Here is a 25,057-nt window from a genome sequence, read left to right as displayed (position 1 = left end):
TTCACTCTTTTTAGGAGGATTATTTTATTACTATTCCAAGCGGAATTTCATTTCTTAAAACCCAAACGATTTTTTTGCCTTTATTTGATTTAATCGCCTCATCTATATCGGCTATGGTTTTTATCTCTTTTTGAGCGATCTGCATTATTATATCTCCGCGTTCAAAACCGTAATCTTCGGCTTTTGAGCCTTTTTCTACATTTGTAATGATTACGCCTTTTATATCACTTTGAATATTATATTGACGTTTGAGTTCATTTGTAAGATTTGAAAGTTTTAGGCCTTCTATTGAACTTTTTGATTCTGTGTTTTCTGCAAGTGTGCTGCTATCCATATTATCAAGTTTGATTTTTGCTGTTTTCGTATCTTTTGCACGTTCATATTGTACTTCGATTGTTTCGCCTGGAGACATTGAGCCGATTATGTTTTTAAGTTCATTCGCATTTTTTATGCTTTTGTCGTTTATTTTAACGATTAAATCGCCGCGTTTAAGTCCAGCTTTATCGGCAGGAGAATTTTTTTCCACGCTTGCTATAAGTGCGCCTTCTTCATTTTTGTAAATTTCTTTTTGGTCTTCATTTAGATTTGATATCATTACGCCGATATATCCGCGTTCGATCTTGCCGTCTTTTATCAGTTTGCTTGCGATATTTTTTACCATATTTGAAGGAATTGCAAATCCGACACCGTTATTTCCACCGCTGCTGCTTAAAATAGCGGAATTTATTCCTATTAAAGCACCACGGCTATCTACCAATGCTCCTCCTGAGTTTCCGGGATTTATAGAAGCATCGGTTTGTATAAAATTTTCATATTGATTTAAACCGATATTGTTTTTATTTAGAGCCGAAATTATACCTTGTGTAATTGTTTCGCCAACGCCGAACGGATTTCCTATGGCAAAAACCATATCGCCTTCAAGAAGTTCTCCGCTATCACCGAATTTTATTGCGGTAAGATCCTTTTTGTCTATTTTTATTATTGCAATATCTGTTTTAGGATCGTTGCCGATAAGTTTTGCCTTAAATTCTTTATCGCTTTCACTCAAAGTTACTATAATTTCATCGGCGTTTTCTACGACATGATTGTTTGTAACTATATATCCGTCATTTGAAATAATTACGCCTGATCCCAAAGATTTAGCTTTTCTATCTGTTTTTGGAATTCCGAAGTTAAATTTAAAAAAATCGTTAAAAAACGGATCGTTAAAAAACGGATCAATTTGATTTTGAGACGCTTTTATGGTTTGTGAAGTCGCAATATTTACGACCGATTTTTTTGCATTTGTAATTGATGAATTAAATGAAATAATCTTATTTTCACTATTTACTAGAGGATTTATCCTCTCGACGTTTTTGTCGGCTTCGTTAAAATCGATATTGCCTGCAAACATGACAGAAGCCAAAAAAATAGAAAAAATTACTGTTTTTTTCATACTAATTATCCTTTAAATTAAAATTTTATCGTAATTATAGATGACAGGTTTTAATGAAATTTCAATAAAATTTTAAGAATTTTAAACGAAACTCAGTTATAAACTTGATTGACAAAGACTAAACTTATATGATATAATCTACGCAAAATTTTTGCAAAAATGAAAGAAGGAAATATGAGTCCAAATAAAAGCCCTTATGATACTTTGGGCGTCAGTAAAACGGCAAGCAGCGATGAAATAAAAAAAGCGTATCGCAGACTTGCCAGAAAATATCATCCGGATATAAATAAAGAACCGGGTGCCGAAGAAAAATTTAAAGAAATAAACGCGGCTTACGAAATTTTAAGTGATGAAAAAAAACGCAAACAATATGATGCTTATGGCGAAAATATGTTCGGCGGACAAGATTTCGGCGATTTTACAAGAAGTGCCGAAAATATGGATGATTTAAATGAAATTTTAAAAAATGTTTTTGGAGGCGGTTTTAAAAGAGAAAATTTCGGCGGCGGCTTTGGAGGTTTTGATTTTGGCGGATTCGGCGGTTTTGAAAATGAAAATTTAGATATAGTATCAAATCTTAGAATTCCATTCGAAACTGCTGTAAATGGTGGAGAAATAAGTATTTCAGTTAATTCTGATAATATTAAAATTCGTATTCCATCAGGCGTTGAAAGTGGAGAAAAACTTCGAATTCGTGGCAAAGGAAAAAGTGCGCATGGAAGAAATGGCGATTTGATTTTAAATTTGGAAGTTGAACCAAGCGATCAATATGAAAGAAAAGGTGACGATCTTTACAAAAAAGTTGATATTTCATTAAAAACAGCGCTTTTTGGTGGCAAAATCAGTGTAGATACATTCAAAAAAAATGTCAATATAAAAATCGCACCTAATACAAAAAATAATCAAAAAATTCGTCTAAAAGGCTATGGAGTGCAAAATAGAAAAAGTAAAATTTACGGAGATTTGTATTTAACTACAAATGTTTTACTTCCGGATATAAATAATTTTGATGAGCAGACAATCAAAATTCTTAAAGAAAAATTATAAAGGATAAAAAATGCAAAATTATGATGAACCGATGTATTTGATAAGCGTGGTTGCTAAAATTTTAAATATTCATCCTCAAACATTGCGTCAATATGAAAGAGAAGGACTTGTCGAACCGGAAAGAACGGAAGGTAAAATGCGTTTGTATTCGGCAAGAGACATTGATCGCATAAAGATGATACTTCGTCTTACAAAAGATTTAGGTGTCAATTTGGCCGGTGTGGATGTAATTTTTCAATTAAAAGAACGCATAGAAGAAAGCGAGAAAATAATAGATGAATTACGCGGCGAGCTTGAAAAATTTCAAAGTTCAAAAAACAGAAAAACATCATTAGTAAAACGTAAAAACAGTTTTGATTTGATATTTTATGACGATAAAAAGGACTAAAAAATGGAGCTTTTTTTAGAGCTTTTTTTAATAGTTTCAGCACTAGCTATTGTGCTTAACGTCATATTTAAAATGTTTGAAATCCCGACTATTATAGGTTATATAGTAACAGGAATTTGTCTAAATCATATATATAATCTTTCCAATAAAGCTGAAATTTCGCACGTCGCGGAGTTCGGTATAGTTTTTTTAATGTTTACGATAGGGCTTGAATTCAGTCTGAAATATCTTATGCAAATGAAAAAAGATGTTTTTTTAAACGGTATTTTACAAATGAGCGTAAGTACGATTTTTTTTGCTTTTGCGGCTTATGAAATTTTCGGTATTAATATAAAAGCAGCCATTATAATAGGTTCAGCTCTTTCTCTTTCGTCTACCGCAATTGTACTTAAAATTTTAAATGATAGAAATCAAATCAGTCAAATTTACGGTCGTAAAGCACTTGGAATTTTACTTTTCCAGGATATTGCAGTGATTCCGATTTTGCTTATGATTGATATTTTCGGCAGCACTGACAGCACTCCTGTAATTTATTTGATATTAAAAACTTGTATTAGTGCAGTTATTGTGATCGGATTACTGTTTTTAATCGGTAAATACCTGTTTAATGCTATTTTAAATAAAATTTTGCAGACAGATTCAAAAGAAATTTTTCTTATTTCCATACTTTTTACGGTTGTAGGCTCTAGTTTTATCGCCCATATATTTGGTTTTTCTTATACGCTTGGAGCGTTTATCGCAGGTATTATTATCGCCGAAACGGAATATAAAGATCAGATAGAAGCCGTTTTGATTCCGTTCAGAGATATATTATTAGGACTTTTTTTTATCACTGTCGGTATGCAAATCAATTTTGATACCATTAAAGAGAATTATGGTTTAATTCTTGCTTTAGTTTTTGTTATAATGACGATTAAAACACTTATAGTTTATTTTATTCTGTATTTTAGTGTAAAAAGACGTGTTGCTTTTAAAGCAGCTATTTCAATATCTCAGATTGGTGAGTTTGCACTTGCGATTTTTTCCATAATGTTGGCTCACAGCGCTATTTCTCAAACAAATGCGCAAATTTTAATTTCAACAGTTGTAATTACGATGATTATTACACCTTTTATTTTGAAAAATATAAATGTTTTTGCAAATCGTTTTGAAGGCGATGGAACTTCTTTGACAAAAAATAAAATAAAACTTGCTGAAATAAAACACCATTTTATAGTTTGCGGATACGGAAGGCTTGGTCAGGAAGTCGTATTAAAACTGAAAAATCAAGGACTTTTGCATATTGTAATTGAGAGCGATTTAACTCTTGTCGAACTTGGTAAAAGTCGCGGAGAAAATATCTATTTTGGCGATATGACACGAAAAAGCACTTTGATTGAAGCAAATATCGCAAATGCGGACGGAATAATTTTAACGGTTTCAAACGAACAGAAGTTGATGATGATAGCTAAAAATATCGCTTCTCTTAATATGCCTTCAGATGTAGTCGTCAGATATACAGGAGCAGACGAAAAAAAACTGTTTAGTGATTTTGGAGAAAAATTTCGTTTTATTAAAGAAGAAAGAGCTATTGCGAACGTGCTTGTACAGGAAGCGATTCAATGTAAAATAGAAAAACATTCAGCAGAAATTTAATGTGGAAATTTAAGCTTAAATTTTTTAATGTTTTTTTATTTAAAAATTTTAAAATACTGAATTTTGAATAAAAAAAACGAATTTTTATTTTAAATGTATTTTTCAAATTGTCAGATTTGATTTAAATTTTAATATCATACTTAAAATTTGAATTATCAACGTTAAAATTTTAAGTAAATCGGTATTTTCTACGATTTTGGTAAAATTCTAATACCAAATTTTATTTAGATAAAGTCCGTTTGGAGGAGCAGGAATGCGAGTTATGGCTTTATTTATATTAAGCGGAAAATTATTATCGTTTATGATTTTCTCAATATTAAAATCTTTATTTTTTAAAATTTCATTAAATTTTAAGTTTTTATTATTTTTATAAAAGTTTGAAATTTCATCAATTTTTTTATTACTAAATGATTTTTCCAAAATTTTTACACATTTTAAGGCATTTGCTACCATCAGTCGAACCTGAGCCCGTAAAAAACCGTTGGCTTTAAAGTTTATGATTGTAAAATTTTTGTATCTGTAAGCAAAAGCTTTATAAATTTCTCTTACGGAACCGCTGGCACTTCCTGATTTCATAAATTCGCTGAAATCGTGCTTACCTACAAAAATGCCAAGAGATAAATTGAGTAAAAATGGCGAAATTTCTGGATAAAAATAAAAATAATTACTAAAAAACGGACTGAATTCATCATGATTTAATATATATCTGTAACTGCGCGCTTTAGCGTCAAATCTAACTTGAAAATTTTCATCCGCGCGCTCTATTTTTCGCACGTAAATCGACGGCTTAGCGTGTCGATTTATAAAATGCCTAAGATTTTGCAAATCCCAAAAAGCGGCACAATGCGTTGTACTGACTTGAGAAAGTGCATGCACTCCTTTATCAGTTCTTGATGCCGATATTACTTTTTCATTTATACCGCATCGAAAAAGTGCTGAATTTAGTCTGTCTTCTACCGCTTTGCCGTTTGGTTGCGTTTGAGAGCCGCAAAATTTAGAGCCGTCAAAACTGTAAATTAAACGAATTTTAATATCGTCTTGCAATTTTTTGCCTGTAAAAAATGTAAGAAAGGATTAAAAATATAAAAAAAGTAAGTGGAATGGCTAATAACGGCTGCTTTGCAAAAATCATAATCATTGCAAAATAGCAAAAAAGTACGCCGAAAATTCCAATATAAATGAAACCTTTTTCGTAACGATACGTTACTATACCGAAGCTTACGGCAAAATATATTGAAGCAAGAGGAAAAAGTGAAACTAAAACATATATACTAAGCTGTTTCGAAGCGTTTTTTTCGTTTTTCCAATATCCTAAAATTCCGCCGTTTTCTTTGATTTTATCTTTTTGAACTGTGCGAATTATAAGTTCGTCAAAATAGCTTATATGCCATTTTTTTTCATCGTTTGTATAAGCTTTACCGTTTTTAAGTTTTAACGAGAAATTTGAATTTTCATTTGCAATTTCGCCACTGCTTGCCAAAATTATACGCTCATCGCTTGTTTTATTTTTTGGGTGATAAAGTATGAGATTTTCGTAGATACTTCCGGTGTTCGTCTCTTTTTGATCATCAATAAAAACCAGCCAATCCGAAAATTTTTGTCCGAATTCACTTGATTTTATATTTAAATTTGCACTGATTTTTTTATAACTTACGAAATTATCCTTTAAATTTTCGGCTAAAGGCATCATAAACAGTGAGATCAAAAGCATTGAAACGGAAACAATAAAAGCTAAAAATAAAAAAAATCGCGCTATTTTTTCACTTGAATAACCAAGAGTAAAAAGCACTATCGTTTCATTTTCTTTTGAAAGTCTGAATAGTGACATCGCAAGAGCTACAAAAAATGAAATCGGTATTGTAAAAATAAGAATGCGCGGAAGCATAAAAAGATAAAGTTTTGTTAATTCATATAAATTTATCTCTACAAATGAAGTAATACGCGCTATTTGAAGAAAAAATATAATTGACATTATTAAAAAAAGCGTACTGAAAAGCGACGCGAAAGTGCTTAAAAAATTACTGAATAAGTATTTTTCGGCTCTATACATTTGCCCCGCCGATATAATTTAAAATCCAAATTGTTTCTGTTTTTGCACAAAAAACTATAAGCATTCCAAGCGCAAGAAACGGCACAAATGGAAGTTCGTAACCTTTTTTATTTACAATCGCATATGCAGGAAGTGTTAAAATCGCTGCTACAAAAATAGAAGCAAAACCAAGGCGAAGTCCTAAAATAGCTCCGATTACGCCTGCTATAAAAATGTCAGCCGGTCCCATTGCTTCTTTTTTTAAACAAAAACTGACAATAAAACGAAGTGCAAAAAATGCAAAAGCTAAAACTGAAGCCGCAATTACTCCATCAAATTTAAAATCAATAATTGAGTAACATAATGCCAAAACAAGACTTGGATAAAGAAGAGAATCAGGAACTGCTTTGTATTTAAAATCAATCGCTGAAAGAGCCAGTAAAATTATAAAACAAAGTCCTAAAATAAGCGCTTTTAATATGTTCGGTTCAAAATAATAAGCTATAAACATAAGCATTCCGCCAAGAAATTCAACGATTGGATATTGAATGGAAATTTTATCTTTGCAGAATGCGCATCTGCCGCCTAGAAAAATCCATGAAAATAATGGTATGTTGTGATACCATTTTAATTTATGACCGCATTTGGTGCAGTGACTTGCAGGAAAGTTTATACTCTCTTTTTTCGGTAAGCGATAAATTAAAACATTGCTGAAAGATCCGACGCAAATACCTAAAATTACAAAAAATACGCCATATAAAATTCCTAAATTCATCATTTTTTCTCTTTTTATAAATTTTTACAGACCGCCGAAACGGCGATTTTTAATTTTAAAATTTTCGACTATTTCGGCAAGTTCATCCTCGCTAAAATCAGGCCAAAACGTATTTGTAAAAGCAAGTTCAGCATAGCTTGCCTGCCAAAGCATAAAATTTGAAAGTCTAATTTCTCCACCTGTTCTAATTAACAAATCAACATCTCCTGAGTCGGCACTATCAAGATTTGCACTTAAATTTTGTTCGTTAAGTTCATCGCCTTTTTGAATTACTTTTTTTGCCGCTCTTATAATTTCATCTCGTGAGCCGTAATTTAAAGCAAGATTGAAATTTAACTTTTTATAAGTTGCGGTTAAATTTTGTAAAGCTGAAATTTCAGATTGCAAATCTTGTGAGAATACTGAAATATCACCGATTGCTTTAAATTTTATCTCATTTTTGATAAAAATTTCTCGTTTTTTGATTATAAATTTTTTTAACAGGTTTAATAAAAAATTAACTTCGCTTTCCGGTCGTTTCCAGTTTTCCGTGCTAAATGCGTAAAGCGTGAGATTTGCAATGCCATTTTTTATACAAAACTCACTTACAGTTTCTACTACTTTTGCGCCTGCTTCATGCCCTTTTATTCGTGCCAATGACTTTGTTTTAGCCCAGCGACCGTTGCCGTCCATAATAATTGCTAAATGATGCAATTCATTCATCAAAATAAACTTTTTGCAAGTTCTGCGATTTGCATTGCAAGTTCGCTTTTTGGAGCTTGTTTCAGTTTTATTTCGCTGTTTTTAGTTATAAAAGTAATCTTTGTGTCATCGCTTCCGAATTTGACAACGCTATCCAAAATATTTAAGCAAACAGCATCTAAATGCTTTATAATAAGCGTTTTTTTAGCACTCATTAAAGCTGTTTCCTGATCGCTTTCCATTTTAAAACCGATTTTTTTAAGTTTTTTACTCTCAATTGATGAAAGTATATCATTGTTTATACCTAGTCGAAGAGTCCAGAGATCACCAAGCTCTTCTTTTTTTAATTTACCTTTATATCGTGAGCGCGGTGTATAATCGCTAACCGCAGCAGCCATTACTAAAAGTGAATTTTCCTTAAATCTTATACTGTCAAGCGCACTTTTTAATCCGATTGAACTGTCAAATTTTATAAGTTTGTAAGGAACACTGAAATCTACGCTTGAAATCAGCGTAACATCTGCTCCAAGCATATAAAATGCATCGGCTAACGCTCTACCCATTTTTCCGCTTGAAAGATTAGTTATAGCGCGAACATCATCGATTTTTTCTATTGTAGGACCGCCTGTTATTACGACCATTTTGTTTTCATAAAAATTATCCGCAGTAACAGCACGTTTTACAGCATAAATTATTGTATTTATATCGGCGAGACCGCCTTTTGCCACATCACCGCAAGCTAGTTTTTTAACCACAGGTTCAATAAATTCCGCTTTTCTTTTTTCTTTTAAAATGTGAATACAATTTTTTGTAATAGGATTGGTCAGCATTTTTTCATTTGCAGCCGGAGCTATAAGTATTTTTGCATCGCTTGCTATAAGAGTTTGCAAGAAAATATTATCGCAAACGCCCCAAGCCAGTTTATTTATGGTATTTACGCTTGCAGGAGCCACTAAAATCAAATCCATTTTTGCATATTCTATATGGTTTAATCCTTCTTGCCAATCTTCTGTTTTGCTGCAAAGCACAGGATGTTCGCAAAGTGCGTCAAATGCATGATAATCTACGAATTTTAACACACCTTCGCTAAGTGCAACATATACATCAAAATTTTCTTTTTTAAGCTCACTTAAAATTTCAAAAGCTTTATAAAAGCTTATGCTTCCGCAAACTGCGAGTAAAATTTTTTTTCTTGTCATTTTATTTCCTTAAAAAATTTAGCAAAAAAACCGGGTTTATTTTCCTGCTTTATGCGAGAAATTGCAAGAGAACCTTCTTCCACATTTTTTGTGATTGTGCTTCCTGCCGCGATTAAAACATTGTCTTGTATTTCTACCGGAGCTACCAATTGTGTATCTGATCCGATAAATACGTTTTTGCCGATTTTTGTTCTGTATTTTCTTTTTCCGTCATAATTACAAGTAATAGTTCCGCAACCGACATTTGTGCCTTCCTGTATTTCACAATCTCCAAGATAGCTTAAATGTCCGGCTTTAATTTTATTTACTTTGGCTTTTTTGAGTTCTACAAAATTTCCTATATGAGTGTCTGAAATTTCACAATCAGGTCTTATGTGCGCCATCGGACCGATATCGCTATTTATGATATGAGAATTTTCTATCACCGATGAGCTTTTTATTATGCTGTTTTCTATAACGCAAGATCCGATTATACTTACATTTTCATGCAATTCGCATTCACCTATGAATTTGGCTCTTGAATCTATATAAATACTTTCAGGCAGGCGCATTAAAACACCGTTTTTCATTAAATTTTCTTTTATCTCATTTTGTATTATCGTTTCAGCTTTACTTAATGCGAATTTATCGTTTATTCCCATAAAATTTTCTTCCGCCACTTCAATAGCTTGACATTTTAGCTTTTTTTGAAGTGCAATTTCAATGGCATCCGTTAAATAATACTCTTTTTGAGAATTTTCATTTTTTATTAATGGTAAAATTTGCTTTAAAATGTCTGTTTTAAAACAATAAGCGCCGGCATTTACGCAGTTTTCTTTTAATTCCTGCTCGTTTGCATCTTTTTGTTCGACTATTTTTAAAATTTTGCCGTTTTTATTTATAACGCGACCGTATCCAAATGGATTTTCGGCATAAAAGACGCTTAAATTTATATCGGTTTCGCCTTTGCAAAGTTTTTTAAGTTCTGCGGTTTTTACAAGAGGCATATCTCCGCATATAATTAAAGTTTTTTGTGAGTTTAGATTTATATTTTTTAATGCTCCGGCGGTTCCTGGAAAATTTTCGTGATCCTGTTTGTAAATTTTTACATTCGGAAATTTCGAAAGCACGATATTTTTTATATTTTCAAAGTCATAATGCAAAACTACATTTACGTTATCTGTTATTTCGTAAGCTTTTTTTAATATATGAAAAAGCATCGGTTCGCCGCAAAGTTCAAATAAAACCTTTGCTTTTTTTGATTTCATACGAGTTCCAAAACCCGCAGCTAATATGATTACGCTGATTTCACTCATCGTTAATCCTTTAAATTTTAAAAATTCCTTTAATTTTACCAAAATAAGACTTAAAATTTATAAAATTTACTCTTTTAAAATTGAATTTTACGGCTTTTATCAAGAATTTATTGATTTTTTTATTATCAGTTTTTTGTGTTTTTTAAAATCTCATAATGACACAACAAAATGCAATTTAAATTATCATACTTTGCATTATTTTAGTAGTCTTGGTATATTTGATTTATATAATGACAGTGAATTTTAAAATACAGCCTTTAAAAAAATAAAGAAATTTCAGTTTATGTATTTTGTGTCAAAATCCATAAATTTAGCAAAAACTATTAATTTTTTAAAAAAAATTTAAAATTACCAAATCGGTAAAAACAGTAAAAATTTAATAATTATATAATATGCTATATATAAAGAACGATGTAGAAAAATTCAGGTAAAAGCTTATGAGATATTTTATAATGTGTTTTTCAAATTTTGCAACATCAAAAAAGATAGTTTTGGAAACTTTTTGCAATTATAAAAATTTATTAGATGAGATGAAAATTTTTTTTGGAAAGTTGTTTTTAATGTATCAGGTTCAACATTTTAATTTTGATAATGCATAAAAGATAAAATTTACATAAAATAAATAACAACTGAAAAAAATTAATTCCGTAGTGATTAAAATCGCTACGGAATTTTAAAAATTTATTAAAAAAGTTAAATTCTATGCTACGATATTTGGAAACTCAAATACTACGCGTCCGTTTTTTATTGTGCAAATTGCAGCGCCTGTAAGTTCTTTATTAAAAAGCGGCGAATTTATTGATTTTGATTTGTTTAAATTTTTATCATAGATATATTTTAAATCAGGATCGATTATTGCGATATCTGCTATATTTCCAGCTTTTATTTCGCCTTTGTTTTTGATGTTTAAAATTTCAGCAGGTCTAGCCGAACATAAAGAAACCATTTTTTCAAGACTGATTATGCCTTCTTTTACAAGGTTTAAAGTTAACGGCACAAGCGTTTGAAGTCCCAAAATTCCAAAAGGCGCTTTATCAAATTCCACAAATTTATCATCCCAACTGTGCGGCGCGTGATCTGTCGCGATGACATCTATCATACCATTTTTAAGAGCGGTACGAATTGCCGCAAGATCTTTGTTTGTGCGAAGTGGCGGCGACATTTTGTAATTTGTATCGTAAGTGATAAGTCTATTTTCATCGAAACTGAAATGATGCGGTGTTACTTCGCAGGTTACATTTATTCCGTCTTTTTTAGCTTGCTCTATCAGTTTTAATGACCAAAGCGAACTGACATGCGCTATATGAATATGTCCGCCCGTTTTTTTGGCAAGCAGAAGATCACGCGCAACCATAATTTCTTCTTTTTCGCTTGCCATACCTTTAAGTCCTAAAATTGCACTGACTTTTCCCTCATTCATCACTCCGCCATGGCAAAGCGAACAATCTTCGCAGTGGTTTATCACGAATGTGCCGAAATAAGCCGAATATTCAAGCGCTTGACGCATTACCGAGCTGTCAGTTACAGGAAGTCCGTCATCGCTGAAAGCTACACATCCGCCCTCTATCATATCGCCCATTTCTACGATTTTTTTGCCTTCGAAATCTTTTGTAATCGCCCCGATTGGAAGTAAATCGATTAATCCTTTAGCTTTGGCTTTTTTTATCATGGCTTCCGTTATCGTGCGGTTATCGTTTACAGGATTTGTGTTTGCCATACACATACAAGTCGTAACACCGCCTGCTACTGCGCACTCACTACCTGTATTTATATCATCTTTATATTCAAATCCGGGATCTCTAAAATGCACATGCATATCTATTAGTCCGGGCATTACAAGTTTTTCTTTTGCGTCAATGATTTTATCGGCTTTTTCATCACTGTTTGTTAATTTTAAAATTTTATCATTTTCTATTAAAACATTGATTTTTTGCCTGCCTGTCGCATTTATTACTGTACCGTTTTTTATTAAAATTTTCATTTTCAGCTCCTATTTTTTATCAAAGTATCCAAAACAGCCATTCTTACAGCAACGCCGTTTTCAACTTGATTTAAAATTTTTGTAAATTTCGGATCGTCTGCCACATCGGAGTTTATCTCCACACCGCGATTTATTGGTCCCGGATGCATTATAATTACGTCTTTTTTAGCTAATTCCATACGTTTTGCTGTAAGTCCGAAAAATTTACTGTATTCGCGTACAGAAGGAAATTCAGGTTCGCCATCCTGTCTTTCAAGTTGAATGCGAAGCATAATGATTACATCACTATTTTCAACGGCTTCGTCGATATTGCTACAAAGCGGAACACCAAATGCTTCACAATCTCTTGTCATCATCGGCGGTCCGAAAAGTTTTACATTTATACCAAGCGTTTTCATCGCCCAAACATTTGATCTTGCAACTCTTGAGCGAAAAATATCACCGATTATCGCTACATTCAGGTTTTCAAGTCTTCCTTTGTTTTCGTAAATCGTAAGCAAATCAAGCAAACATTGAGTCGGGTGCTCGTTTAAGCCGTCTCCGGCATTTACTACGCTCGCGCTTGCATTATCAGCGATGAATTTTGCAGTGCCGCTACTTGCGTGTCGCACAACGAAAATATCGGTTTTCATCGCCTCCATATTTTTTATCGTATCGATTAGAGATTCGCCTTTTTTTGTGCTGCTTACGCTGCTTGAAAAATTTATCGCATCCGCGCCAAGTCTTTTTGCAGCGATTTCAAAGCTGGTTCTTGTTCTTGTAGAATTTTCAAAAAATGCGTTTATTACGGTTTTTCCGCGAAGTGAATCAGCTTTTTTAACAGGACTTTTATTAAGCTCCTTAAATTTCAAAGCAAGACGCAATATATCGAAAATATCGTCTTTGCTTAGATCTTTCATACTGATTAAATCTTTTTTTGTATAAGGCATCGATTTTCCTTTGAAGTTTAAATTGCGCCATTTTATAAAATTTTTGCTAATGAAACGCTAAAATTTACATTTTACATTAAATTTTGTTTGCTATAATCTGCAAATTTTCAGGAGTTTTTTTATGAGATTTTTTTTGATTTTTATTTTGGCGGTAAGTTTCAGTTTCGCTTTTGATTTCAGCATTTTTCCTAAGGCGAAAAATGGCGAAATTATGCAAATTTTAGAGCTTGCACCGCTTGAAAACGAAGATGAAAAATTGGTTAAAATAGAGTTCGGTAAAAATTTAGAGCTCGATTGTAACAGCTATTTTTTTACCGACGGAAATTTAACGAATCAAAATTTAAAAGGTTTCGGATACGAATATTATAAATTTAAAGCCAAAGGCTTATTAGCCGGAACTTTGATGTATTGCGGTGATGGTGTTAAAAAAGAAAAATTTGTAAAATTCGAACCGGAAATTTACAAAAAATACAGTTCAAAACTTCCATTTGTTTTTTATACACCAAAAGATGTAAAAGTAAAATATAGCATCTTTTCGCTAGAAAAATCGGAAATTTTGGATAAAAAAGCCAAATAGTGAAATTTTTAACTCAAAGCGCGACAAATCAGCGTAAATTCGGTGTAGTTTTAAGCTACGCAAATATTTTTTTAAGCACAATATCGGCTCTTATCTATACGCCGTTTTTTTTACGAATGATGGGACAGGCGGAATATGGACTTTACTCACTTGCTTCAAGTGTAATCGGCTATTTGGCGATACTTGATTTCGGTTTTGGAAACGCCGTTATCGTATATACTTCAAAATACATCGCAAACGGTGATAAAAAAGCTGAAAAAACGCTTCACGGCACAATTTTCAGTGTATATCTGATAATTAGCATTTTTGCGATTATTTCAGGAATTATCATTACATATTTTGCAGGCGATATTTTTGGTGCAAAACTCAGTGATTATGAAATTTCGAAACTTCAGATTATGTTTTTATTATTAACGCTAAATCTTGCGCTTACTTTTATTTTCAGTATCTATTCTACGATTTTAAACGCATACGAAAATTTTATTTTTATGAAACTTATGAATATTTTTCGAACGATTATGCTTCCTGTTTTAGCTATACCGGTGCTTTTTTTAGGATACCGCGCTGTTTGTATTATAGTGATACTTACAGTGATAAATATAGTTTGTATTTTGGCTGATTTTTTCTATTGCCGCAAAACGGTAAGGCCAGAAATAAGCGTGTTAAACTTTGATTTTAGTGTGCTTAAAAACATTTTCGGATATTCTTTTTTCATTTTTTTGGGAATTGTTGTCGATCAGGTTAATTGGAGTGTTGCAAATTTTATACTCGGCATATTTTGCGGTGCAAAGGAAGTCGCGATTTATGCTGTTGCGATTGTGATAAACGGCACATTTATCACGCTTTCCGTGACAATCAGCTCGGTGATGCTTCCAAAAGTCGCAAAAATGGTAAGTCTTGGCAGTAAAGATAGCGAAATGACCGACGAATTTATCAAAATCGCCCGCCTGCAATTTTATATAATTTTTCTTATAGCTTCGCTTTTTGTAATTTTCGGGCGCGAGTTTATTATACTTTGGGCAGGAAAAAATTATGAGCAAAGTTATTTTGTAGCGCTCATTTTAGTGCTTCCAATAACAATTCCTTTGATTCAGAATTTAGGAATTTCAATTTTGCAGGCAAAAAATCGTGTTAAATTTCGCTCAATCGGAGCCTTTTTAATGACTTTTGCAAATATCGCAATTTCAATTCCGCTTGCCGAAAAATACGGCGCAATCGGTGCAGCTATCGGGACAGGCGTGACAATTTTTGCTTTTAATGCGGTTATTATGAATTTTTATTATCATTTAAGAATAAAACTGGATATTTTAAAATTTTGGCGAAATATTTTTAAAATGATGTTCTTTATGCTTTTCGGAGTTGCTTTTATTTTAATTTTTGATTATTTTACAAATTACGGCGGCTTGAAATTTCTGCTTGTTTTAGGAACGCTTTATATCATTATCTATACGCTGATTTGCGTTAAATTTATTATGAATGATTATGAAATTTCAATTTTAAGATCTGTTTTTGCAAAAATTAGGATAAAAATATGAAAAATGTAATTAACATGGTTGTTCAAAAAGATCGCTGTATAGGTTGTTCTGTGTGCGCAGGAATTTGTCCTACGGACGCTTTAGAGATGAAATTTAATGAAAGTGGAAATTTACAGCCCGTTTTGGTTGGAAAATGCCTTGAAAAATGCGATATTTGTATAAAAAATTGCCCCTTCAATGAAATTATTTCTACCGAACAGGGACTTGGAAATTTTGTAAAAACTTACGAGTTCAGTTTAAAAAACGATGAAAAGCGTTTAAAAAGTGCAAGTGGCGGAGCCGGAAATTATATATTAACCGAGATTTTAAAAAGAAAATTGGCAGACAAAATAATAAGTGTGCGTCAAGGAGAAAAATATCTTTTTGAATTTGGCGTTTTTGATGATTTAAAATCGCTTGAAATGGCTCGAAGTTCGGCTTATTATCCGGTTGATTTCAGTAAAATGGTGCGTTATATTTTATCACACGATGAAACTTACGCTATCACGGCGCTTCCTTGTTTAGCGCGCTCTTTAAGACTTCTTCAAAAAAATAATTTTAAGTTTAGAAAAAGAGTTAAGTTTATAATTTCTTTGGTTTGCGGCGGCACAAAGTCTGCAAATTTTGCCCAAAAATGCGCTGATATAGCTTTTGTGCGCAAAAATATTGAACTTAAAAAAGTAAATTTCAGAGAAAAAATAAGTGGCAAAAATGCGCTTAATTTTGCTTTTAAATTTACATCAAAAAACAGTGAAACTGCACTGTTTGACAGATTTAAAAATATTGATTTTTGGAATTTAAGAGCTTTTACGCCGCTTGCCTGCAATAACTGCAACGATACATTTGCCACGCACGCGGATATTACTTTAATGGATGCGTGGCTTGATAAGAATATAGACGATTTTAGGGGCACCAGTCTTATTATTTTAAGAAATGAAACTTTGTTTGAAATTTTTGAAAACTGCAAAGAAAATTTGGCTGAAATTTCGCCTGAGAATGTCTTAAAAGCACAGCTTGGCGTTGTTAAAAATAAAGAGCTGTTTTTTAGTAAAAAAGGAAATTTTATAGAGCGTAAAATTTTAAAAATAAAACTTGAAATTCAAAAATACAGCGCCGAAAATTACGATTGCGAAGATTTTATCCGAATACGCCTGAAAAAGCTGAATTTTTGGGTAAAATTGGACGCGAAAATCAAAACCGCAAAGTATCTGATTAAAAAAATTTTAGGAATAAAACAATGAAAATAGCGATATTCACGCTACCTTTGATAAATAATTACGGTGGAATTTTACAAGCTTTTGCACTTTTTAAAACTTTGCAAAGTTTAGGGCACGACGTGATTTTGTTAAATTTCAAGCCTAAAAATTTGAGTAAATTTTCTATTTTATATTTTAAATTTTTGATTGCAAAAACGTTTATAGCCCGCCATAAAGGCGCAAAATTTGAAAATATAAAACAAGATGAAGGTGCAAAAAAATTCATACTTGAAAATTTCACTTTAAGTCCTGAAATTCGCACGAAAGAAGAGCTTTACAGATATGTCAAAACGACTGATTTTGACGCGATTGCAGTTGGTAGCGATCAGGTTTTAAGACCTGAGTTTTTAGGTGAGTTTAAGGATGATTTTTCGCTTCATTTTGTGAATGAAAAAGTTATAAAAATTTTATATGCGGGATCTTTCGGCGGTGCCGAATTTCAAGGCGAAAACGCTAAATTTCATGCTTTAAATTTCGCTAAGTTTAAAGCTGTTTCCGTGCGTGAAAAAAATGCTGTTGAAATTTTTGAGAGAAATTTTGAAAGAAAACCGCTTTGGGTGCTAGATCCTACGCTTTTGGCAAATTCTAAAATTTATGATTTTTCTAATAAAAACGCACAAAAAAACTACATTTTTGCCTATATTTTGGATCCTGATGAAAGTAAAAAAGCGTTTTTGCAAATAGCGGCAAAAGAAAAAAATGTAAAAATCATAGAATTAAATGATTTAAGCTTAGTTCGCCCAAGTCCACAAGAATGGATTAGTTTAATCAAAAATGCGGCTTTTGTGGTAACTGACAGTTTTCATGGCTGTGTATTCAGCGTGATTTTTCACAAAAATTTTTATACTTTTACAAATGAAAAGCGCGGAAATGATAGAATTGTTTCGCTTTTGGAAATGTTAAATTTAACTTCTCGCTTTATAGATGAAGATATAGAAATGAGTGATATTTCGTGGGAAAAAGTTGATAAAATTTTAAAAATCAAGCAAGAAATTTCGCTTAATTTTTTGAAAGAAAGTTTGAAATGAAAAATTTAGTAAGTATTATTGTGCCGGTTTTCAATACGGAAAAATATCTTAAGCGCTGCGTGGAAAGTTTGTTAAATCAGGATTATAAAAATATTGAAATTTTACTTATTGATGATGGAAGCAGTGATAAAAGCGGTGAGATTTGCGAAGAATATTCCAAAAATTTCAGCTTCATTAAAACTTTTCATAAAACAAACGGTGGCGCAAGCAGCGCACGGAACATCGGGCTTTCACAAATTAAAGGCGAGTTTTTTTGTTTTGTTGATAGTGACGATTTTGTAGATAGCGATTATGTCGGCGCGATGATAAAAACGGCACGTGAAAAATCTTGCGATATAGTTTGTACGCCACGTATAAAAAGCTCTAAAACAGGAGTTTTTGAGCGTGATTTTGTGATTATGGATTTTATATATGATTTAGCTTGTCATTACAATTTTTATTCATGTTTGAAGCTTTTTAAAACTTCTTTGCTTGGTAAAATCAAATTTGACACGCGAATAAAAGTAGGCGAAGATTTCGATTTTACTTCGCAAATGCTTTTAAAAGCGCGTAAAATAGGACTTTTAAGCAAGCCTACTTATCACTATTTTTATAGTGATACTTCAATTATGCGTTCGAATTTCAGTGAAAAATTTGACTCGCAACGCATAAGTTATGAAAATTTTATAAAACGCTGCAAAAAAGATTATCCGCAATTTTTAAATGATGCTTATTATTACGCTGTGCTTGTGCTTTTCGGGCTTTATTACAGATCAAGAGGAGTCCGCGGTTTTGAAAAATTAAATGAAAATTATGTAAAAGAAATTTCAAAATTTGCACCTTTTATTTATAAGAATCCGCTTGTAAAGTTGAAATTTAAAGCCGTTGTTTTTGCATTTTCGAACTTTTTTTGGCTTATAAAAAGGCTTAAAAAATGAAAATCTGTTTTGTTATTTCAGGACTTTCGCAGGGCGGGGCTGAACGCGTTTTAAGCGTTTTGGCAAATTATTTAAGCGTCCGGCATGAAATTACTATTTTAAAATTTGATGAAAATAAGCCTTTTTATGAAATTTTACCGGATATAGAAATTATCAGCACGCATTCAGGCGTCGGTAATAAGGGCTTTTTTGGCAATTTAACAAAAAGGTTTGATAAATTTTTATCTATTAGAAAATTTCTTAAAACGTATAAATTTGACGTTGTAATCAGCTTTTTGGATGCGATAAATGTGCTTACACTTTTGGCAAATTCAGGTTTAAAAAACAAAATAATAATTAGCGAACACACAAATCATACATTTTTAAAAAGCCTTGTTTGGCGAGCTTTAAAACGCATTACATATCCAAGCGCAGCCGGACTTTCAATGCTTAGTAAATTCGACTATGATTTTTATACATTTGTAAAAAAACGTGCTATTTTGCAAAATCCGATGTTTGAGACATCTTACAAAGATAATTTTAAAAAAGAGAATTTGATTTTAGCTGCAGGACGGCTAATAAATTTTAAGGGTTTTGACATTTTTTTAAAAGCTGTTTCTAAAATTTCGCCTGAAATTTTGAAAAGTTGGAAAATCATTATCGCAGGCGACGGCGAAGAAAGAAAAAATTTGGAAAATTTAGCGCGGGAACTTAACGTAAATGTGTGTTTTGCGGGTTTTGTAAAAAACATTGACGAGCTTTATGCAAAAGCAAAAATCGTAGTAGTAACAAGTCGCGCTGAGGGATTTTGTAATATTTTAATGGAGAGCATTTTTTTTAATTGCGCCAGAATTTCCACAAATTGCGTCGCAGGTCCAAGCGATCTTATAAATGACGGCGTTGACGGATTTTTATGTGCTGTGGATGATGAAAATGAAATCGCAAAAAAGCTTGAAATTTTAATAAAAGATGAAAATTTAAGAGACAAATTTGTCTTGGCTGCAAATAGAAGACGCGAAAATTTCAGCGTGCGGAATATCGGCGAAAAATGGATAAAATTTATTAAGGAGTGTATAAGTGAAACCGCTAATTAGCGTGATTGTGCCGGTTTTTAATGTAGCGGAGTTTTTAGATGACTGCATTAAAAGTCTGCTAAATCAAAGTTATGAGAATTTTGAAATTTTACTGATTGATGATGGAAGCGGTGATAAAAGTCTTGAAATTTGTCAAAATTTTGCAAAAAAAGAGCCTAAAATTCGCGTGTTTTCCAAACAAAACGGCGGGCAGGGAAGTGCCAGAAATTTAGGTCTTGATAATGCAAAAGGTGAATTTATATGTTTTGTAGACAGTGATGATATTTTAGCAAGCGGGTTTTTAGATAAAACTTTTGAAATTTTAAAGCAAAATAACGTAAAAATGGCGATGTGCGCTTATGCGCCGTTTGTTGATGCGAGTGAAATTTCAAATATCGAAAGTGTAAAAAGCGAAGTTAAAATTTTAAACGATAAAGAGATTTTTAAAGAAATTTTTCTTGCAAATCCTGCTTTTGGAACGGCTGTTTGGCGAAATCTTTATCATAAAAGCATATTTGAAAAATTACGTTTTCCGCAAAATCAAATATATGAAGATGTCGCAATTGCATTTGAAATTTTTAATAATGCTGAAAAAGCGGCTTTTTGCAATGAAACTTTATATTTTTACCGTCTTAGAGCCGGTTCTACTACAAATTCATTCAGCAAACGTCATTTACAGGCTGAAATTTCAGTTAAAAATTTTTGTGAAAAAGTGGTAAAAAAATATCCGGATTTAAAAAAAATGGCAAATTTCGCTATTTGCGACAGTATGACAAGCATCAGTATAATGATTTTAAAAGACGGTGCGAAAGAATTTTATCCTAAGATTACGGAATTTTTACCGTTTTTAAGAGAGAATTTTATGAACATTTTAAAACAAAAAAACTATTCTAAAATTAAAAAAATAGAGATGATTTTATTAAGCATTAGTCCGAAAATGCTGAATTTGGCGCTGAAATTTTATAAAAGGATGAGAAATTGAAAATTCTTTTTGTTATAGCGGCACTTAAAAATGGCGGAGCTGAGCGAGTTTTACAGGTTTTGGTAAATCATTTTTGCGCTAAATTCGAAGTTTGCGTCGCTGTTTTGCAAGATGATGAAAAACTTTATAAATTTGACGAGCGTGTAAAATTTTTGTATTTAAATGTCTATAAAAGCAATCTTAAATTTGCAAAATATCGCATTTTAAGACAAACTTTCAAAGAGCAAAATCCTGATTTAATTATAAGTTTTATTGATTGGACAAATGTCGCTTGCGTAATTGCAAATTTCGGACTTAATTATAAGCTTATCTGCACCGAGCACAACAGTCACGAGTTTTTAAAAAGTGGAATTTTTACTTTTGTGCGAAATTTCTGTTATAAAAGAGCCGATTTTCTGAGCGTTTTAACACACAGTGATCTGAAATATTATAAAAAATTCGTAAAAAACGCGGAAGTAGTTTATAATCCTTTTTTCGGTGAAATTTCAAACGAAAATTTTAAAAAAGAAAACTCCGTTATCAGCGTCGGAAGACTTGAAAAAGTAAAAGGTTATGAAATCTATTTTGAAGCGCTTTCATTGATGGATAAAACGTTGCTTAAACAATATAAAATTTATGTTGCAGGTGATGGAAGTGAGCGCGAAAATTTGCAAAATTCAGCCAAAAATTTAGGTTTAAATGTCATTTTTCTTGGTCATCAAAAAAACATAGCCGAATTTTATAAAAAATCTAAAATTTTTGTCATAAGTTCTTTTAGCGAAGGACTTTCAAATGTTTTAATCGAAAGCGCGTTTTATAAATGCGCCAGAATATCAAGTGCTACAGTTGGCGCAAAAGAGCTTATAAAAGATAGAAAAAACGGGCTTTTATTTAAAATCGGTGACGCAAAAGAGCTTGCAAAAAAACTTGAAATTTTAATGAAAGATGAAAATTTACAAAAAAAACTGATAGAAAATGCAGATGAAAGTTTGGTAAATTTTATGCCGGGTAAAATTTTAAAGCAATGGGAAAAAATCATAGAAACGGTAGTAAATAAATGAAAAAATTAGCAGTTTTTATATATTCTATGGCGGGCGGCGGAGCTGAAAAAGTTGTCAGCAATCAGCTTGATGCGCTTTGTAGAAAATATGAAGTACATTTGGTTTTAATGAACGACAGAATTTATTATGATTTGCCAAAAGGCGTGACAGTGCATTTTATAGAGCATTCGGCACCTTTTGAAAATGGTATTAAAAAGCTTTTAAAATTACCTTTTTTAGCTATTCGTTATAAAAAACTCTGTAAAAAATTAGGCATTGACATTCATTTTGTATGTATGGAACGGCCGTGTTTTATAAGTGTTCTTGCCAGGATGTTTGGAATGAGCGGCACTTTGATTTTAAATGAAGGTGCGACGCCTTCGGTTATTTATTCAAAAAAATGTTTAAAATCAAGCATCAGTAAGTTTCTTATAAAATGGCTTTATCCGAAGTCGGATTTTATTTTTCCAAACTCACTTGGAAATTTAGCCGATTTAAGAGATAATTTTAACATCGCACCGCAAAAAATGCAGGTTTTATATAATGCTATTAATTTAGACGAAATCAGTGTAAAATCAACCGAAAAAATTTCACAGGAAAAGCCGTTTTTCCTAAGTATAGGCAGACTTGATAATGGAAAAAATCATGAACTTTTAATAAGAGCTTATGCAAATTTAAAAAACAATGATAAAGATTTGCTTATTTTAGGTGAGGGCGTTTTAAGGGAACATCTGCAAAATGTAATTAACGAGCTCGGATTACAAGAACGCGTAAAATTGCTCGGTTTTGAAAAAAATCCTTATAAATATCTGAGCAAATGTTATGCATTTGTTTTTGTCAGTCTTTTTGAGGGTTTTTCAAATGCTTTGATTGAAGCTTTGGCGTGCGGAAAAATGATAATAAGCAGCGATCACAAAAGCGGCGCAAGAGAGCTTTTGGGAGATGATGAATGGGGAGTTCTGGTTCCTGTCGGAGATCAAAAAGCTACACAAAATGCAATGCAAAAAGCGCTTAATGATGAAAATTATGTAAAATTTTATGAAAAAAAGGCTAAAATAAGAGCTTTGTTTTTTGACAAGAATAAAATTTGCGAAACTTTGATAGAAAAAATTGGAGAAATTGATGCAGGATCTTAAAAATTCAAAATTTAAAATTGATTTTCAAAGATTTAAATTTATAAAATTTATAACTCATTTCGAGCTTTTGAGCAAGCTTAGCTGGATGATCATAATAGCCTTTTTGTTTAGTTTTTCAGTTAGACTTTATTGGGTGGTTTGGGCGAACGATTATCCGGAGCTTTTTTGGAATGATGATATTATGATAAATACAAATGACGGTTATGCCTTTGCTGAGGGTGCAAGAGACCGCTTGGCAGGTTTTCATCAACCAAACGATCTTAGTTATATAAATTTTCCGCTTTCCATAATAACGGCTTGGCTGGTTAAAATTTTGCCGTTCAGTTTTGAACGTATTATTTTATATATGAGCGCATTTTTCAGTTCTTTGATTGTAATTCCGATACTTCTTATTTCATCCGAGTTTCGCTGCATTAGAGCGGGTTTTATCGGTTCTTTAATAGCTTGCGTGACAAACAGTTACTATAACCGCACAATGGTCGGATATTATGATACCGATATGTTAAACATCGTTTTAGCGATGTTTATTTTGTGGGTACTTATTAGAAGCACTATAAAAAATGATAAGTTTTGTTTTATCTATATCGGTTTTTTTGTTACTTTTTACAATTGGTGGTATCCATCAAGCTTTTCGCTAAATTCGGCTATGCTTGGCGCTTTTTTGATTTATACGATTGTTTTTCAAAGAAAGCGTGTTTTTAATTTTCAAGTAATGATTTTAATGCTTGCGGCGCTAATTTCGATTCCGCTTTATCTTAAAATTTTACTTTTGATTGCTATTACTTTTGCGTTTTGGAAAAAATCAGATTTTTTTGCAGATACAAAGCATTTAACAATAACGGGTGGAGCAGTTTTGCTTCTTTTTATATTAAACGGCGGACTTTCGCCTATTTTGTTTCAACTTAAATTTTATATTTTTCGCGGTTTTGCTGATCACGCCGATATTTTAAGCAATGCCGATAAAATTGTTTATAAATTTTATAATGTTAATCAAACTATACAGGAATCAGGTTTTGTAAGTCCTGAAATTTTTATGCAAAGAATAAGCTCAAATGTAATTGTTTTTATGCTTTCATTGGCCGGTTTTGTGCTTTTGTGTTTTAAGCACAAAGAATTTTTGCTTTCTTTGCCTGTTTTGCTTCTTGGCTTTATGGCGATAAAAGCGGGACTTAGATTTACAATTTATTCTGTTGGCGTTATGGGGCTTGGTTTCGGATATTTAGCATATTATTTAATCAAAATTTTGCAGCTTCCAAAGTATATGCAACGAATTTTGCTTTTAATTATTACGATTCTCGCGCTTTATCCGTCGATAATTCATATTAAAATGTATCTTTCCGCAAGCGTTTTTTATAGAAGCGAAGTTGAAATTTTAGATAAATATAAAAATATCGCGGATCGTGAAGATTACACGCTTTCATGGTGGGATTACGGCTATCCGATTCGTTATTACAGTGATACAAAAACATTAATTGACGGTGGAAAACACCTTGGAAACGATAATTTTCCTGTCAGTTTCGCTCTTTTTAAAGATCAGACAAGCGCTGCAAATATGGCGCGCATAGATGTAGAGTTTACGGAGAGAAATTTTTATGAAAAATTTGACGATAAATACAAACAAATTTTACTGGAATATAACTATAAACCCGAACAAATGAATGAATTTTTGCTCTCTTTACGCTCAAAAAATTTGCCGCTTCCAAGAAAAACGCGCGATGTTTATTTTTATTTGCCCGATCGTATGCTAAATATTTTTTCGACCGTTACAAAGTTTTCAAATCTTGACATAATGGACGGAAAAGAATTTCCTGATAGAACTTATATAGTAAGCGATAATTATAAAGTCAGCAATTCAGGTGTTGAAATAGGCAACGGAATTCGCATAAATCCTGATTTTATGAGTTTAAATTTTGAAGGTCAAAAACTTCCGATAAATACGCTATATGTAACTAATTATGACGAAAAAGGAAAACTGAAAGTGGCGACTAATACAATAGACAGCTCATCGCCGCTATTTATAATCGTTATGAAAGATTACGGCAGGATTTTAATACTTGATGAAACAATGCTGAAATCGACATATATTCAACTTTATGTACTTGAAAATTATGACAGAGATCTTTATGAACCTGTGATTTTATCACCGGTGGCTAAAATTTACAGATTAAAAAAGTAAAAAAAT

22 protein-coding genes are annotated in these 25,057 nt (G+C 32.0%); 13 read left to right on the top strand and 9 right to left on the bottom strand.

Going from position 1 to position 25,057, the window contains the following annotated elements; translation table 11 throughout:
• Nucleotides 1-19: 19 nt before the first annotated feature.
• Nucleotides 20-1,435 carry a Do family serine endopeptidase gene (locus CHAB381_RS04580; RefSeq protein ID WP_012108831.1) on the bottom strand — a complete coding sequence of 472 codons (1,416 nt, stop codon included), beginning with the start codon at nt 1,433-1,435 and terminating at the stop codon, nt 20-22.
• A gap of 174 nt (nt 1,436-1,609) precedes the next feature.
• Here CHAB381_RS04580 and CHAB381_RS04575 point away from each other — a divergent pair, with 174 nt between their 5' ends.
• From CHAB381_RS04575 to CHAB381_RS04565, 3 genes are read left to right on the top strand one after another with little or no spacing between them, the layout of a single operon-like run.
• Nucleotides 1,610-2,482, top strand: coding sequence for a DnaJ family protein (locus CHAB381_RS04575; RefSeq protein ID WP_041570492.1), 873 nt, complete (start codon nt 1,610-1,612; stop codon nt 2,480-2,482).
• A 10-nt stretch (nt 2,483-2,492) separates the two neighbouring features.
• Nucleotides 2,493-2,870, top strand: coding sequence for a heat shock protein transcriptional repressor HspR (locus CHAB381_RS04570; RefSeq protein ID WP_012108829.1), 378 nt, complete (start codon nt 2,493-2,495; stop codon nt 2,868-2,870).
• Between the two features lie 3 nt (nt 2,871-2,873).
• Nucleotides 2,874-4,505: a cation:proton antiporter gene (locus CHAB381_RS04565; RefSeq protein WP_012108828.1), complete on the top strand. Its 1,632-nt coding sequence runs from the start codon at nt 2,874-2,876 to the stop codon at nt 4,503-4,505.
• A 207-nt stretch (nt 4,506-4,712) separates the two neighbouring features.
• On the opposite strand, the gene truA is transcribed toward CHAB381_RS04565, so the two are convergent.
• From truA to CHAB381_RS04520, 8 genes are all read right to left on the bottom strand, one after another.
• Nucleotides 4,713-5,549: a tRNA pseudouridine(38-40) synthase TruA gene (gene truA / locus CHAB381_RS04560; protein WP_012108827.1), complete on the bottom strand. Its 837-nt coding sequence runs from the start codon at nt 5,547-5,549 to the stop codon at nt 4,713-4,715.
• Nucleotides 5,533-6,555: an LptF/LptG family permease gene (locus CHAB381_RS04555; RefSeq protein WP_012108826.1), complete on the bottom strand. Its 1,023-nt coding sequence runs from the start codon at nt 6,553-6,555 to the stop codon at nt 5,533-5,535. The genes truA and CHAB381_RS04555 overlap by 17 nt, the downstream gene beginning before the upstream one ends.
• On the bottom strand, nt 6,548-7,309 hold the full coding sequence (locus CHAB381_RS04550; RefSeq protein WP_012108825.1) for a prepilin peptidase: 762 nt from the start codon (nt 7,307-7,309) through the stop codon (nt 6,548-6,550). Before CHAB381_RS04550 ends, CHAB381_RS04555 begins: the two co-directional genes overlap by 8 nt.
• 24 nt (nt 7,310-7,333) lie before the next feature.
• A complete protein-coding gene (gene uppS / locus CHAB381_RS04545; protein ID WP_041570490.1) occupies nt 7,334-8,011 on the bottom strand; it encodes a polyprenyl diphosphate synthase in 678 nt (225 codons plus the stop codon).
• Nucleotides 8,011-9,189 (bottom strand): bifunctional phosphopantothenoylcysteine decarboxylase/phosphopantothenate--cysteine ligase CoaBC, encoded by a 1,179-nt coding sequence (gene coaBC, locus CHAB381_RS04540; protein ID WP_012108823.1) that lies wholly within the window; start codon nt 9,187-9,189, stop codon nt 8,011-8,013. Before coaBC ends, uppS begins: the two co-directional genes overlap by 1 nt.
• The gene (gene glmU, locus CHAB381_RS04535) at nt 9,186-10,484 is read right to left on the bottom strand and encodes a bifunctional UDP-N-acetylglucosamine diphosphorylase/glucosamine-1-phosphate N-acetyltransferase GlmU (RefSeq protein WP_012108822.1); all 1,299 of its coding nucleotides are present in this window, start codon (nt 10,482-10,484) and stop codon (nt 9,186-9,188) included. The genes coaBC and glmU overlap by 4 nt, the downstream gene beginning before the upstream one ends.
• Before the next feature lie 700 nt (nt 10,485-11,184).
• Entirely contained in the window at nt 11,185-12,465 is a 1,281-nt protein-coding gene (locus CHAB381_RS04525) for a dihydroorotase (RefSeq protein ID WP_012108819.1), read from the bottom strand.
• A gap of 2 nt (nt 12,466-12,467) precedes the next feature.
• A complete protein-coding gene (locus CHAB381_RS04520) occupies nt 12,468-13,394 on the bottom strand; it encodes an aspartate carbamoyltransferase catalytic subunit (RefSeq protein ID WP_012108818.1) in 927 nt (308 codons plus the stop codon).
• A 121-nt stretch (nt 13,395-13,515) separates the two neighbouring features.
• Between CHAB381_RS04520 and CHAB381_RS04515 the strand changes: the two genes are divergently transcribed.
• From CHAB381_RS04515 to CHAB381_RS04470, 10 genes are read left to right on the top strand one after another with little or no spacing between them, the layout of a single operon-like run.
• Nucleotides 13,516-13,971 carry an ecotin family protein gene (locus CHAB381_RS04515; RefSeq protein ID WP_012108817.1) on the top strand — a complete coding sequence of 152 codons (456 nt, stop codon included), beginning with the start codon at nt 13,516-13,518 and terminating at the stop codon, nt 13,969-13,971.
• Entirely contained in the window at nt 13,971-15,506 is a 1,536-nt protein-coding gene (locus tag CHAB381_RS04510) for an oligosaccharide flippase family protein (RefSeq protein WP_012108816.1), read from the top strand. Before CHAB381_RS04515 ends, CHAB381_RS04510 begins: the two co-directional genes overlap by 1 nt.
• Nucleotides 15,503-16,726, top strand: coding sequence for a Coenzyme F420 hydrogenase/dehydrogenase, beta subunit C-terminal domain (locus CHAB381_RS04505; RefSeq protein WP_012108815.1), 1,224 nt, complete (start codon nt 15,503-15,505; stop codon nt 16,724-16,726). Before CHAB381_RS04510 ends, CHAB381_RS04505 begins: the two co-directional genes overlap by 4 nt.
• Nucleotides 16,723-17,769 (top strand): polysaccharide pyruvyl transferase family protein, encoded by a 1,047-nt coding sequence (locus CHAB381_RS04500; protein WP_012108814.1) that lies wholly within the window; start codon nt 16,723-16,725, stop codon nt 17,767-17,769. Before CHAB381_RS04505 ends, CHAB381_RS04500 begins: the two co-directional genes overlap by 4 nt.
• Nucleotides 17,766-18,686, top strand: coding sequence for a glycosyltransferase family 2 protein (locus CHAB381_RS04495; RefSeq protein ID WP_012108813.1), 921 nt, complete (start codon nt 17,766-17,768; stop codon nt 18,684-18,686). The genes CHAB381_RS04500 and CHAB381_RS04495 overlap by 4 nt, the downstream gene beginning before the upstream one ends.
• Nucleotides 18,683-19,759, top strand: coding sequence for a glycosyltransferase (locus CHAB381_RS04490; RefSeq protein WP_012108812.1), 1,077 nt, complete (start codon nt 18,683-18,685; stop codon nt 19,757-19,759). The genes CHAB381_RS04495 and CHAB381_RS04490 overlap by 4 nt, the downstream gene beginning before the upstream one ends.
• On the top strand, nt 19,743-20,720 hold the full coding sequence (locus CHAB381_RS04485) for a glycosyltransferase family 2 protein (RefSeq protein ID WP_012108811.1): 978 nt from the start codon (nt 19,743-19,745) through the stop codon (nt 20,718-20,720). Before CHAB381_RS04490 ends, CHAB381_RS04485 begins: the two co-directional genes overlap by 17 nt.
• Nucleotides 20,717-21,760, top strand: coding sequence for a glycosyltransferase (locus CHAB381_RS04480; RefSeq protein WP_012108810.1), 1,044 nt, complete (start codon nt 20,717-20,719; stop codon nt 21,758-21,760). The genes CHAB381_RS04485 and CHAB381_RS04480 overlap by 4 nt, the downstream gene beginning before the upstream one ends.
• Nucleotides 21,757-22,875 (top strand): N-acetylgalactosamine-N,N'-diacetylbacillosaminyl-diphospho-undecaprenol 4-alpha-N-acetylgalactosaminyltransferase, encoded by a 1,119-nt coding sequence (gene pglJ / locus CHAB381_RS04475; RefSeq protein WP_012108809.1) that lies wholly within the window; start codon nt 21,757-21,759, stop codon nt 22,873-22,875. The genes CHAB381_RS04480 and pglJ overlap by 4 nt, the downstream gene beginning before the upstream one ends.
• On the top strand, nt 22,862-25,051 hold the full coding sequence (locus CHAB381_RS04470) for an STT3 domain-containing protein (RefSeq protein WP_012108808.1): 2,190 nt from the start codon (nt 22,862-22,864) through the stop codon (nt 25,049-25,051). The genes pglJ and CHAB381_RS04470 overlap by 14 nt, the downstream gene beginning before the upstream one ends.
• The last annotated feature ends 6 nt before the right edge of the window (nt 25,052-25,057 follow it).

The organism is Campylobacter hominis ATCC BAA-381, assembly GCF_000017585.1.
In the GTDB taxonomy this organism is placed as follows: domain Bacteria; phylum Campylobacterota; class Campylobacteria; order Campylobacterales; family Campylobacteraceae; genus Campylobacter_B; species Campylobacter_B hominis.
This window is presented reverse-complemented; position numbering and strand designations above follow the sequence as displayed.

Bases quoted from the DNA above. Each gene is read 5' to 3' on its own strand.
- CHAB381_RS04580 (WP_012108831.1), bottom strand. From the start codon at position 1,435: ATGAAAAAAACAGTAATTTTTTCTATTTTTTTGGCTTCTGTCATGTTT.
- CHAB381_RS04575 (WP_041570492.1), top strand. From the start codon at position 1,610: ATGAGTCCAAATAAAAGCCCTTATGATACTTTGGGCGTCAGTAAAACG.
- CHAB381_RS04570 (WP_012108829.1), top strand. From the start codon at position 2,493: ATGCAAAATTATGATGAACCGATGTATTTGATAAGCGTGGTTGCTAAA.
- CHAB381_RS04565 (WP_012108828.1), top strand. From the start codon at position 2,874: ATGGAGCTTTTTTTAGAGCTTTTTTTAATAGTTTCAGCACTAGCTATT.
- CHAB381_RS04555 (WP_012108826.1), bottom strand. From the start codon at position 6,555: ATGTATAGAGCCGAAAAATACTTATTCAGTAATTTTTTAAGCACTTTC.
- CHAB381_RS04550 (WP_012108825.1), bottom strand. From the start codon at position 7,309: ATGAATTTAGGAATTTTATATGGCGTATTTTTTGTAATTTTAGGTATT.
- uppS (WP_041570490.1), bottom strand. From the start codon at position 8,011: ATGAATGAATTGCATCATTTAGCAATTATTATGGACGGCAACGGTCGC.
- coaBC (WP_012108823.1), bottom strand. From the start codon at position 9,189: ATGACAAGAAAAAAAATTTTACTCGCAGTTTGCGGAAGCATAAGCTTT.
- glmU (WP_012108822.1), bottom strand. From the start codon at position 10,484: ATGAGTGAAATCAGCGTAATCATATTAGCTGCGGGTTTTGGAACTCGT.
- CHAB381_RS04525 (WP_012108819.1), bottom strand. From the start codon at position 12,465: ATGAAAATTTTAATAAAAAACGGTACAGTAATAAATGCGACAGGCAGG.
- CHAB381_RS04520 (WP_012108818.1), bottom strand. From the start codon at position 13,394: ATGCCTTATACAAAAAAAGATTTAATCAGTATGAAAGATCTAAGCAAA.
- CHAB381_RS04515 (WP_012108817.1), top strand. From the start codon at position 13,516: ATGAGATTTTTTTTGATTTTTATTTTGGCGGTAAGTTTCAGTTTCGCT.
- CHAB381_RS04505 (WP_012108815.1), top strand. From the start codon at position 15,503: ATGAAAAATGTAATTAACATGGTTGTTCAAAAAGATCGCTGTATAGGT.
- CHAB381_RS04500 (WP_012108814.1), top strand. From the start codon at position 16,723: ATGAAAATAGCGATATTCACGCTACCTTTGATAAATAATTACGGTGGA.
- CHAB381_RS04495 (WP_012108813.1), top strand. From the start codon at position 17,766: ATGAAAAATTTAGTAAGTATTATTGTGCCGGTTTTCAATACGGAAAAA.
- CHAB381_RS04490 (WP_012108812.1), top strand. From the start codon at position 18,683: ATGAAAATCTGTTTTGTTATTTCAGGACTTTCGCAGGGCGGGGCTGAA.
- pglJ (WP_012108809.1), top strand. From the start codon at position 21,757: ATGAAAAAATTAGCAGTTTTTATATATTCTATGGCGGGCGGCGGAGCT.
- CHAB381_RS04470 (WP_012108808.1), top strand. From the start codon at position 22,862: ATGCAGGATCTTAAAAATTCAAAATTTAAAATTGATTTTCAAAGATTT.